The organism is Serratia sp. CY71090 (assembly GCF_052166845.1).
GTDB lineage: Bacteria > Pseudomonadota > Gammaproteobacteria > Enterobacterales > Enterobacteriaceae > Serratia > Serratia nematodiphila.
The window spans coordinates 52,812-63,508 of sequence record NZ_JBJNOA010000016.1 but is presented as its reverse complement, the minus strand read 5'-3'; the positions used below and the strand labels follow the sequence as shown (position 1 = coordinate 63,508).

Genomic DNA, 10,697 nt, shown 5'->3' with positions numbered 1-10,697 from the left:
CGGCGATTAACCCACGCTGTGTTCCAGGCTGATGGCCAGGAGTTTTTGCGCCTCGACGGCGAACTCCAGCGGCAGCTCGGAGAAAACGTCCTTGCAGAAACCGTTGACGATCATCGAAATGGCGTCATCCTCGCTGATGCCGCGCTGCAGGCAGTAGAACAGCTGGTCATCGCCGATCTTCGAGGTAGTGGCTTCGTGCTCCAGCTGAGCGCTGTTGTTGCGCGCTTCAACGTAAGGGAACGTGTGGGCGCCGCTGTCCGGCCCGATCAGCATCGAGTCGCACTGGGTAAAATTACGGGCGTTTTCCGCCCCCGGCAGGATTTTCACCAGGCCGCGATAGGTGTTCTCGCTGTGGCCGGCGGAGATGCCTTTGGCGATGATGGTCGACCTGGTGTTTTTGCCGATGTGGATCATCTTGGTGCCGGTATCCGCCTGCTGATGACCGCTGGTCAGCGCCACCGAGAAGAATTCGCCGATCGAGTTGTCGCCCTGCAAAATCACGCTCGGGTATTTCCAGGTGATGGCCGAGCCGGTTTCCGACTGGGTCCAGGACATTTTCGAACCGGCGCCTTCGCACAGCGCGCGTTTGGTGACGAAGTTGAGGATACCGCCCTTGCTCTCGCCGCCGGAGAACCAGTTCTGCACCGTCGAGTATTTCACTTCGGCGTCTTTATGCAGGATCACTTCCACCACCGCCGCATGCAGTTGGTAGCTGTCGCGCACCGGGGCGGAACAGCCTTCGATATAGCTGACGTAGCTGCCTTCGTCGGCGATCAGGATGGTGCGCTCGAACTGGCCGGTTTTGGCGGCGTTGATGCGGAAGTAGGTCGACAGCTCCATCGGGCAGCGCACGCCTTTCGGCACATAGACGAAGGTGCCGTCGGAGGCCACCGCGGCGTTCAGCGCAGCGAAGAAGTTATCGTTGGACGGCACCACGCGCCCCAGGTATTGACGCACCAGATCCGGGTATTCCTGGATCGCTTCGCCGAACGAACAGAAGATCACCCCGCTCTCCGCCAGTTTTTCACGGTAGGTGGTGGCGACCGAGACCGAGTCGAAGATGGCGTCCACCGCCACCTCGCTGCCCTCGCGCACCGGCACGCCGAGCTGGTTGAACGCCAGCTCCACTTCGCTGGTCAGGTAATCTTTTTCCGTCGCCGCGCCCGGTTGCTGCTCGGCGCCGGGTTGCGAACCGCATGCATCGTCGCAGCTGCCGCAGGACGGCGCCGAATAGTAACTGTAGTCCTGGTAGTTCAGGCGTTCGTAATTGGCCTTCAGCCAGTGCGGCTCTTCCATCTGCAGCCAGGCGCGATAAGCCTCAAGGCGGAATTCCAGCATCCACTCGGGTTCGTTGCGCTTGGCCGAGATGGCGCGCACCACCTCTTCGTTGATGCCCTTGGCCAACTCATCGGTTGCCAGCTGGGTGAAGAAACCTTCTTTGTAGCGACCTTCGCTGACCCAAGCCTGCACTTCATTAGGCATTTCTACATTGCTTCGTGTCATGTTGATTGCATCGCTCAAACGCCAAAGCTCTCGCCGCACCCGCAGGCATGCTGAGCTTTAGGGTTGTTGAATTTGAATATCTGATTCAGCCCTTCGCGGACGTAATCTACCGTGGTGCCATCAATGAACGGCATGGCCTTCAGCGGCACATAGAGTTTGGCGCCGTCGCGCTCAAACAGCAGATCGTCATCGGCGGGTTCGCGGGTCAGATCCAGCACATAGGCAAAGCCGGCGCAGCCGGATTGTTTCACCCCTAGCTGCAGCCCTTTCACCTGCGGATCCTGCTGCATCAGTTTGGTTATTTGTCGTACGGCGCTGTCGCTGAGCGAAATGCCTTGCCAGACATTTTCATCCAGAGAAAAAGTGCCGACATTTTCCGTTTGCATAGGGTCTACCTCACACTCGTGTTTGGCCACAGCCAATCTGGGTTGCTTATATGTTAGTGATAACGATTATCACTTCAACCGTTTGTTTTGCGGGGGTATCCGCCGCGAGCGCGGTTTTTCGCTGCGGCGTGCGGCAAGCCAGCGGGACATCCGTGGCGGCTTGCGGCGTCTGGCGGCAAGGTGTGCATGCTATCCCTATGAATTTGTTCTTTATCCTGCATCACCGTACCGCACTCCCCGGTGGCCCGTCAGCGTTACAGCGCCGCGGTACGTTGCCGATCTAAACATTCATAGAAAATACCTATTTCTGCATTCTGTCTGTCGTAAATGTGCGTTTATCGGCATTTCGTGGCGCAGCGCAAGCGCGCGCCCTCAGGTTAAAGTTTAGTCGCTCAGCATCAAGTTGGGTCGTCGGCGGCGTTTTACACCCCGCGCGATGAAAAAACGCCACGCCGGGGATTGATCGGCAACGCGGCAGTTTATATGATAATGATTATCATTCAATTTGAATTTGAGCGCGAAGCCAATGACTCTTTCGATCAACGCATGGTTGCTGGGCAAGATTGATGACTACAAATTCAGCGTGCGCGACGCCACGGTGGACTTTTACATGGCCGAAGCGGCGCTACGGCGCCCGGAATGCAATATCGACCACCTGAAGCGGTACAACAGCGTCAGCCTTACCATGGCCAATTTGTGTCTGGAGAACGGCGACGACGACAGCTACCTGCACGCGCTCAGCAAGCTGCACAACCGGCTGATCGTCGAGATCAACAACCCACAGCGTTGCCAGCTGTTTCGGGTGCAAAGCTACCACTTCGCCCGCCATACGCTGACGCTGATCTGCCAAAAATATGCAATGGAAGGCACCTGGGAGAAGGCGAACGCGTTTCAGAAGGACTTCGTCAAACGCGTGCCGTTTCAGCTGTAAAGCGAAAGGCTCCGCAGGCCGCTCGCCTGCGGAAAGCGGCGGGGATCAGTCGATGACCGCCGTGGTCAGACGCGAGGTGCAGCACAACCGATCGCGCGCGTCGAAGATCTCGATTTGCCACACCTGATGGCGACGGCCGACGTGCAGTGCGCGGCACACCCCGCGCACCTGGCCATCGAACACCGCGCGCAGGTGGTTGGCGTTGATCTCCAGCCCCACCACTTTCTGCTCGCCCTCACTGCACAGGTAGCCGGCCATCGATCCCATCGATTCCGCCAGCACCACCGACGCCCCGCCGTGCAACAGCCCGAACGGCTGCCGGGTGCGGCCATCGACCGGCATGGTGGCCTCGAGGAAATCCTCGCCCAATTGGGTAAACTCGATGCCCACATGGCTGACCATGCAGCCGTCGCCGGCGCGGTTCAGCTGCTCCAGCGATGTTTCACGTTTCCACAATTTCACTCAATCATCTCCAGAAGTGCCTGTAATGGGTGGCGCACGCCATTGCCCTCGATGCGTTTCACCTGGCTGCGGCAGGAATAGCCGGTCGCCAGGCAGCGCTGCCGCGGCAAACGCTGTAACGTCGGATGCCATGATAGCTCATAAATGCCGAGCGAGTTTTGCAGGTTCCTGGCTTCATGGCCGTAAGTGCCCGCCATGCCGCAGCAGCCGACGCTGACGTTCTCCAGTTTGGCGCCGAAACGGGCGAAGATCGCCGCCCACTGTTGGCCGCTGGCCGGCAGCGCGGTGGTTTCGGTGCAGTGGCCGAACAGATACCACGGCTCGCCGGTCGCCGGCTGTTCGGCGCGATCCGCGATCCGCTGCTGCAGCCATTCATGCACCAGCTGCACCTGGAAATCGCCGCGCTCGGCGCCGAGGATCTCGCGGTATTCGTCGCGGTAACACAGCACCAGCGCCGGATCGACGCCCACCAGCGGCATGCCCAGCTGCGCCACGCGGTTGAGGAAATCGGCGGTTTTGCGCGCGGTGCGGGCGAAGCGCGTCAGGAAACCTTTCACATGTTGCGCCTTGCCGTTCGGCGAGAACGGCAGCAGCACCGGTTTATAGCCGAGCTTCTCCACCAGCCGGACAAAGTCCGCCACCACTTTGGCGTCGTAATAGCTGGTGAACGGATCCTGGACGATCAACACGTGTTCTGCGCGCTGCTCGGCGCTCAGCCCTTCCAACTGCTCCAGCGTCAGCGTGGTCGCGCGGTGGCCGGACAGCTGCTGACGCAGCGTCGGGCTGGACAACAGCGGCAGATCGACCATGCCGATGGCGTTGCGGCTCATCTCCCGCAGCCACGGCTGGCGGAAGAAGAAGTTGAACACCTTCGGCGCGCGGGCCATCAACGGGGTATAGCTCTCCACGCCGGCGACCATGTAGTCGCTTACCGGGCGCAGATAGCGAGTGTGGTAGAGCTGCAGGAAGCGCGAACGGAATCCCGGCACGTCAATCTTGATGGGACACTGGGTTGAACAGGCCTTACAGGCCAGGCAGCCGGACATCGCCTCTTTCACTTCGTGCGAGAAGTCGTACTCGCCCTTGCCGGCGTGCCAGCTGTTGCGGGTTTTCTCGATCAGGCCGCGCAAGCTGAGGCGCTGCTGCGGCAGCTGTTTCTCCAGCGCCAGCGGATCGACCCCCTGCTCGGCCAACAGACGCAGCCACTCGCGCACCAGCGTCGCCCGCCCTTTCGGCGAATGAATGCGGTTGCCGCTGATCTTCATCGACGGGCACATCGGGCTGCGCACGTCGAAGTTGAAGCACAGACCGTTGCCGTTACACTCCAGCGCGCCACGGAACGAGGTGCGCACCTCGACCGGGATCTGGCGATCGAAGGTGCCGCGTTTGACCGCATCCACCTGCATCATCGGCGCATCCACCGCCAGCGGCGAACAGATCTTGCCTGGGTTCAGGCGGTTATCCGGATCGAACGCCGCCTTGATGCGGCGCAGCTCTTCATACAGCGTTTCTCCGAAGAATTCAGGGCTGTATTCCGCGCGGAACCCCTTGCCGTGTTCCCCCCACAGCAGGCCGCCGTATTTGGCGGTCAGCGCCACCACCCGATCGGAGATCTGCTTCATCAGCACTTCCTGCTGCGGGTCGCACATGTCGAGCGCCGGGCGCACGTGCAGCACCCCGGCGTCGACGTGGCCAAACATGCCATAGCTCAGATTGTGGTCATCGAGCAGTTGCCGAAATTCGACGATATAGTCCGCCAGATGTTGCGGCGGCACACAGGTGTCCTCGGCGAACGGAATCGGCTTGGCGCGCCCTTTGGCGTTGCCCAGCAGCCCGACCGCCTTCTTGCGCATGTTGTAAATGCGCTCGATGCCAGCCAGATCGCCGCAGATCTGGTACCCGATCACGCCGCCCTGCCGCTGCGCGATCAATTCGTCCAGCCGTTGGCACAGGGCCTCCATCTGGCCGTCGATCAGCGCCCGATCGTCGCCGGCGAACTCGACGATGTTCAGCCCGAGCATCTCTTTATCCGGCACGTCGGCGATCAGTTCGTTCACCGAGTGCCAAACGATGTCTTCACGCGCCAGGTTCAGCACCTTGGAATCGATGGTTTCCACCGACAGCGCCTTGGCCTCGACCATAAAGGGCGCATTGCGCAGCGCCGAGTCGAAGGAGTCGTACTTCACGTTAACCAGGCGGCGCACTTTCGGCAGCGGCGTGATGTCCAGCCGCGCCTCGGTGATAAACGCCAGCGTGCCCTCGGCGCCGGTCAGAATACGCGTCAAATCGAAGGTTTGCAGATCGTCGCTCAGCACGTGGCGCAGATCGTAACCGGTGAGGAAGCGGTTGAGCTTGGGGAATTTCTCCAGGATCAGCGCGCGCTGCTCGCGGCAGCGGTTGAGCACCGTGCGGTAGATGCGCCCTTCGGCGGTCTCTTCCAGAGCAATCGTTTCCGCCAGCGCCGTCGGCATGGCGCGGGTATCGATCATCTCACCGCCCAGCAGCACCGCCCGCAGGCCCAACACGTGATCGGAGGTTTTGCCGTACACCAGCGAGCCCTGGCCGGAGGCATCGGTGTTGATCATTCCCCCCAGCGTGGCGCGGTTGCTGGTGGACAGTTCCGGCGAGAAGAAGTAGCCGAACGGCCGCAGGTATTGATTCAACTGGTCCTTGATCACCCCGGCTTCGACTTTCACCCAGCCTTGTTCGACGTTGATCTCCAGAATGCGGTTCATATGGCGCGACATATCGACCACGATGCCGGTATTGAGCGACTGGCCGTTGGTGCCGGTGCCGCCGCCGCGCGGGCTGAAGGTCAGCGTGTTGAAGCGCTCTTCTCCGGCCAGACGGGCGATCAGCGCCACGTCGGCGGTGGAACGGGGGAACACCACCGCATCGGGCAGCAGCTGATAGATACTGTTGTCGGTGGCCATCGTCAGCCGGTCGGCATAGCTGGTGGCGGTATCGCCGTTGAATCCGTTTTGCTTCAGTGCTTCCAAAAAGTCGAGCACCCGTTGAACCAGGCCGGGCGCCTGAGAAATCTGTGGGATCATTCGCTTTTTTGACCCTGTCCGTCTATTTTTTATGCGCTGATGTACGCTGAATCGGGCCTTTAATTCAGACCCACCCTATTTTTTAGTGACACTAAAAACTAACATACTCGTTTAGTGAAGGCATTCACATTATTACCGCCCTGCGAGCGCCGCCACAGGCGGCCGCCTAGCGGTGAGAAACCGACCGACAGGCACCCCGATTCGCCGGTGCCAGGGATTTAATTGACCAGGATGAGAACCCACTGATGCCACTCCCGCAATCGCGTTACGACTTACCGCGAATTATTTTCGGCGTGCTGTTTATCGCCATCATGATCGTCGCCTGTTTTTGGGTGATCCAACCGTTTATTCTCGGCTTCGCCTGGGCGGGCATGGTGGTGATCGCCACCTGGCCGCTGCTGCTCAAACTGCAAAAGCTGCTGTGGGGCCGCCGTTCGCTGGCGGTGTTGGTCATGACCCTGCTGCTGATCCTGCTGTTCATTCTGCCTATCTCACTGCTGATCAGCAGCGTGGTGGATAACAGCGCGCCGCTGATCGCCTGGGCCAGTTCGCCGGGCAAACTGCATATTCCCGATCTCGCCTGGCTGCAGTCCGTGCCGATGATCGGCGACAAACTCTATACCAGCTACCACACGCTGGTTAACGCCGGCGGCGCTGCGCTGCTGGCGAAGGTGCAGCCGTACTTTGGCCAAACCGCCACCTGGTTCGTGGCGCAGGCGGCGCATATCGGCCGCCTGCTGCTGCACTGCGCGCTGATGCTGCTGTTCAGCGCCTTGTTGTATGCGCGCGGTGAGCAGGTGGCGCTGGGTATCCGCCACTTTGCGGTGCGCCTCGGTTCCGCGCGCGGCGATGCGGCGGTGCTGCTGGGCGGCCAGGCGATCCGCGCCGTCGCGCTGGGCGTGGTGGTGACGGCGTTGGTGCAGTCGGTGCTGGGCGGCATCGGTCTGGCGGTAAGCGGCATTCCTGCCGCCACCCTGCTGACGATGCTGATCTTCATCTGCTGTGTGGCGCAATTGGGGCCGCTGTTGGTGCTGGTGCCGGCCATCATCTGGCTGTACTGGCACGGCGACACCACCTGGGGCACCGTGCTGCTGGTCTGGAGCTGCGTGGTGGCCACGCTGGATAACGTGCTGCGCCCGGTGCTGATCCGCATGGGCGCCGATCTGCCGCTGCTGCTGATCCTGTCCGGCGTTATCGGCGGTTTGCTGGCCTTCGGCATGATTGGCCTGTTCATCGGCCCGGTGGTGTTGGCGGTATCTTATCGCCTGCTGACCGCCTGGATGGATGAAGCGCCGGAGCCGACCTCCGCGCCGGAGCAAGTCATCGACGATCTGGAAAAACGCTAATTCCCCCTTCCGCCCGCAGCGTCGGGCGGAGCTTTTCACGCCCGTCATTATTTCTACCTCATTCGAGTAATATTTCCGCCCAATATAATGCCGCCCTATATTGATTACGGTACGGCGAATGAAAGATGCAATGTAAATCCCTGTTTGTTGCAAACGGAAAAAAGAGATAACTCCCGCAAATAAAATGTGATGCCGCTATCGATTAGGATGATTCTTAATGACTAGTCGCGTTCAAAAATCTAGTATTATGGCCATCTATTGCTTCAAATCACTGATTTTAAAGCAACCTTTCTGAACAATGTAATGCCATACATGTGAATTGCTGTGTGTAGTCTTTGCCCATCTCCTACGGTGGGCTTTTTTTTATTCTTTTTTCGTCGAATTGATTATTTTACGCGCCGTTATTTACATTCGGAAATAAAAAGGCCGCAGCGTTAACTGCGGCCCGACGTTAATGCCTCAGTGAGGCCGAGACATTATTTCTTTTTCGACAAATTGATCCAGGTCTGCACCACAGTGTCCGGGTTGAGCGACAGGCTGTCGATGCCCTGCTCCATCAGCCACTCGGCGAAGTCTTCATGGTCAGACGGGCCCTGGCCGCAGATGCCGACGTATTTGCCGTGGCGCTTGGCCGCCTGAATCGCCATCGACAACAGCGCTTTCACCGCCTCGTTGCGCTCGTCGAACAGTTCCGACACTACGCCGGAATCGCGATCCAGCCCCAGCGCCAGCTGAGTCATGTCGTTGGAGCCGATGGAGAAGCCGTCGAAGTGCTCGAGGAACTGATCCGCCAACAGCGCATTGGACGGGATTTCGCACATCATGATCACTTTCAACCCGTTTTCGCCGCGTTTCAGCCCCTGACGCGCCAACTCGGCCACCACCGCTTCCGCCTGCGCCACGGTGCGCACGAACGGCACCATGATTTCGACGTTGGTCAGCCCCATATCGTTACGCACGCGTTTCACCGCCTCGCACTCCAGCGCGAAGCAATCGCGGAAACTGTCGGCCACGTAACGGCCGGCGCCGCGGAAGCCCAACATCGGGTTCTCTTCGTGCGGTTCATACTTGTCGCCGCCCACCAGGTTGGCGTACTCGTTGGATTTGAAGTCGGACAGACGCACGATCACGCGCTTCGGCCAGAAGGCGGCGCCCAGCGTCGCGATGCCTTCGGTCAGGCGACCGACGTAGAACTCGACCGGGTGATCGTAACCCTGCATCAGCGCGCGAATTTCATTTTGCAGCGCCGGCGTCTGCTGGTCGAACTCCAGCAGCGCGCGCGGGTGCACGCCGATCATGCGGTTGATGATAAATTCCAGCCGAGCCAGGCCCACGCCTTCGTTCGGCAAACGCGCGAAGTCGAAAGCGCGATCCGGGTTGCCGACGTTCATCATGATCTTCAGCGGCAGATCCGGCAGCTCGGTCACTTCGGAGCTCTGCACGCTGAAGTCCAGCATGTCGCTGTAAACGAAGCCGGTGTCGCCTTCCGCGCAGGAGACGGTGACTTTCTGGCCGTCTTTCAGCACGTCGGTGGCGTGGCCACAGCCCACCACCGCCGGAATGCCCAGCTCACGGGCGATGATCGCCGCGTGACAGGTGCGCCCGCCGCGGTTGGTGACGATCGCGGCGGCCTTCTTCATGATCGGCTCCCAGTCCGGGTCGGTCATGTCGGTCACCAGCACGTCGCCCGGCTGGATGCGATCCATTTCGCTGATGTCGTGGATCACTTTCACCGGTCCGGCGCCGATGCGGTGGCCGATGGCGCGGCCTTCCACCAGCACCGGGCTGGTGCCGTTCAGCTGGTAGCGTTCCATGGTCTGCTCGTTGGAGCGTACGGTCTCCGGGCGCGCCTGCACGATCAGCAGCTTGCCGGTATGGCCGTCTTTCGCCCACTCGATATCCATCGGGCGGCCGTAATGTTTTTCGATCAGGATCGCCTGCTGCGCCAGCGCCTGCACTTCTTCATCCGTCAGCGAGAAACGGCTGCGCTGCGCTTCCGGCACGTCTTCGATGCGCACCTGCTTGCCGTGATCCTGCGACGGCGCGTATACCATGCGGATCTTTTTCGAACCCAGGTTGCGGCGCACGATCGCCGGCTTGCCGTTTTGCAGCGTCGGTTTGTGCACGTAGAACTCATCCGGGTTCACCGCGCCCTGCACCACCATTTCACCCAAGCCGAAAGCGGAGGTGATGAAGACCACCTGATCAAAGCCGGACTCGGTGTCGATGGTGAACATGACGCCCGAGGAGGCCAGATCCGAGCGCACCATGCGCTGTACGCCGGCCGACAACGCCACGCCGCGGTGATCGTAGCCCTGGTGCACGCGATAAGAGATGGCGCGATCGTTGAACAGCGACGCGAACACGTGCTTGATCGCCACCATTACGGCGTCGATGCCCTGCACGTTGAGGAAGGTTTCCTGCTGACCGGCAAAGGAGGCGTCCGGCATGTCTTCCGCCGTGGCGGAGGAGCGCACCGCAAAGGAAGCTTCCGGTTCGCCGTCGGCGAGCTGTTGGTAAGCCTGATGAATTTCACGCTCGAACTCGGCGTGGAACGGCGTGTCGATCACCCATTGGCGGATCTGGGCGCCGGCCTTGGCCAGTTGGGCAACGTCGTCAACGTCAGTCTGATCCAGTAACTGATAGATGCGCTGGTTAACACCGCTTTGTTCGAGGAAATCGTTAAACGCCTGTGCGGTGGTGGCAAAACCGTTAGGCACGGCCACGCCCAAATCGGAAAGATTGGTGATCATTTCACCGAGGGAGGCATTTTTGCCGCCGACACGGTCAACGTCGTGCATGCCAAGCTGGTTGTACCAAAGCACATTACGCAAGTCTGGGCCATTGTTGGACATCGAGACAATCCTTATTGCTATCAGTAGGGTAAAGACGGATTTAATTCGCTTGCTTTACGGCACCGCTAACACGGAGCCGAATCAGACTAGCACACTGATCCGGGGAAAATGGAAAGGTGAATCGATCAACCCACTGAAGAAAGTGGTTTTTAAGAGAATGT

Annotated in this window: 7 protein-coding genes and 1 other RNA gene; 3 read left to right on the top strand and 5 right to left on the bottom strand. The window is 60.0% G+C overall.

Going from position 1 to position 10,697, the window contains the following annotated elements; translation table 11 throughout:
- Positions 1 to 6: 6 nt before the first annotated feature.
- A complete protein-coding gene (gene sufB / locus ACJ8OK_RS23025; protein WP_004931367.1) occupies positions 7 to 1,503 on the bottom strand; it encodes a Fe-S cluster assembly protein SufB in 1,497 nt (498 codons plus the stop codon).
- A 14-nt stretch (positions 1,504 to 1,517) separates the two neighbouring features.
- Positions 1,518 to 1,889 carry a Fe-S cluster assembly scaffold SufA gene (gene sufA, locus ACJ8OK_RS23020; RefSeq protein WP_004931368.1) on the bottom strand — a complete coding sequence of 124 codons (372 nt, stop codon included), beginning with the start codon at positions 1,887 to 1,889 and terminating at the stop codon, positions 1,518 to 1,520.
- A gap of 526 nt (positions 1,890 to 2,415) precedes the next feature.
- Between sufA and ACJ8OK_RS23015 the strand changes: the two genes are divergently transcribed.
- On the top strand, positions 2,416 to 2,820 hold the full coding sequence (locus ACJ8OK_RS23015) for a hypothetical protein (RefSeq protein WP_004931369.1): 405 nt from the start codon (positions 2,416 to 2,418) through the stop codon (positions 2,818 to 2,820).
- Positions 2,821 to 2,865: 45 nt separating this feature from the next.
- On the opposite strand, the gene menI is transcribed toward ACJ8OK_RS23015, so the two are convergent.
- Together menI and ydiJ are read right to left on the bottom strand one after the other, a co-directional pair.
- Positions 2,866 to 3,282: a 1,4-dihydroxy-2-naphthoyl-CoA hydrolase gene (gene menI / locus ACJ8OK_RS23010; protein WP_016927938.1), complete on the bottom strand. Its 417-nt coding sequence runs from the start codon at positions 3,280 to 3,282 to the stop codon at positions 2,866 to 2,868.
- Positions 3,279 to 6,335, bottom strand: a complete 3,057-nt coding sequence (gene ydiJ / locus ACJ8OK_RS23005; RefSeq protein WP_082997590.1) for a D-2-hydroxyglutarate dehydrogenase YdiJ — start codon at positions 6,333 to 6,335, stop codon at positions 3,279 to 3,281. Before ydiJ ends, menI begins: the two co-directional genes overlap by 4 nt.
- A 245-nt stretch (positions 6,336 to 6,580) precedes the next feature.
- Between ydiJ and ydiK the strand changes: the two genes are divergently transcribed.
- Both ydiK and rprA read left to right on the top strand, forming a co-directional pair.
- Positions 6,581 to 7,681, top strand: coding sequence for an AI-2E family transporter YdiK (ydiK, locus tag ACJ8OK_RS23000; RefSeq protein WP_033633195.1), 1,101 nt, complete (start codon positions 6,581 to 6,583; stop codon positions 7,679 to 7,681).
- A 257-nt stretch (positions 7,682 to 7,938) separates the two neighbouring features.
- Positions 7,939 to 8,048, top strand: an RNA gene (rprA, locus tag ACJ8OK_RS22995) — antisense sRNA RprA.
- Between the two features lie 109 nt (positions 8,049 to 8,157).
- On the opposite strand, the gene ppsA is transcribed toward rprA, so the two are convergent.
- Positions 8,158 to 10,536, bottom strand: coding sequence for a phosphoenolpyruvate synthase (gene ppsA / locus ACJ8OK_RS22990; RefSeq protein WP_004931376.1), 2,379 nt, complete (start codon positions 10,534 to 10,536; stop codon positions 8,158 to 8,160).
- Positions 10,537 to 10,697: the final 161 nt, after the last annotated feature.

What these genes read in the sequence shown, in the direction of transcription:
- sufB (WP_004931367.1), bottom strand. Translation starts at nt 1,503, where the DNA reads ATGACACGAAGCAATGTAGAAATGCCTAATGAAGTGCAGGCTTGGGTC.
- sufA (WP_004931368.1), bottom strand. Translation starts at nt 1,889, where the DNA reads ATGCAAACGGAAAATGTCGGCACTTTTTCTCTGGATGAAAATGTCTGG.
- ACJ8OK_RS23015 (WP_004931369.1), top strand. Translation starts at nt 2,416, where the DNA reads ATGACTCTTTCGATCAACGCATGGTTGCTGGGCAAGATTGATGACTAC.
- ydiJ (WP_082997590.1), bottom strand. Translation starts at nt 6,335, where the DNA reads ATGATCCCACAGATTTCTCAGGCGCCCGGCCTGGTTCAACGGGTGCTC.
- ydiK (WP_033633195.1), top strand. Translation starts at nt 6,581, where the DNA reads ATGCCACTCCCGCAATCGCGTTACGACTTACCGCGAATTATTTTCGGC.
- ppsA (WP_004931376.1), bottom strand. Translation starts at nt 10,536, where the DNA reads ATGTCCAACAATGGCCCAGACTTGCGTAATGTGCTTTGGTACAACCAG.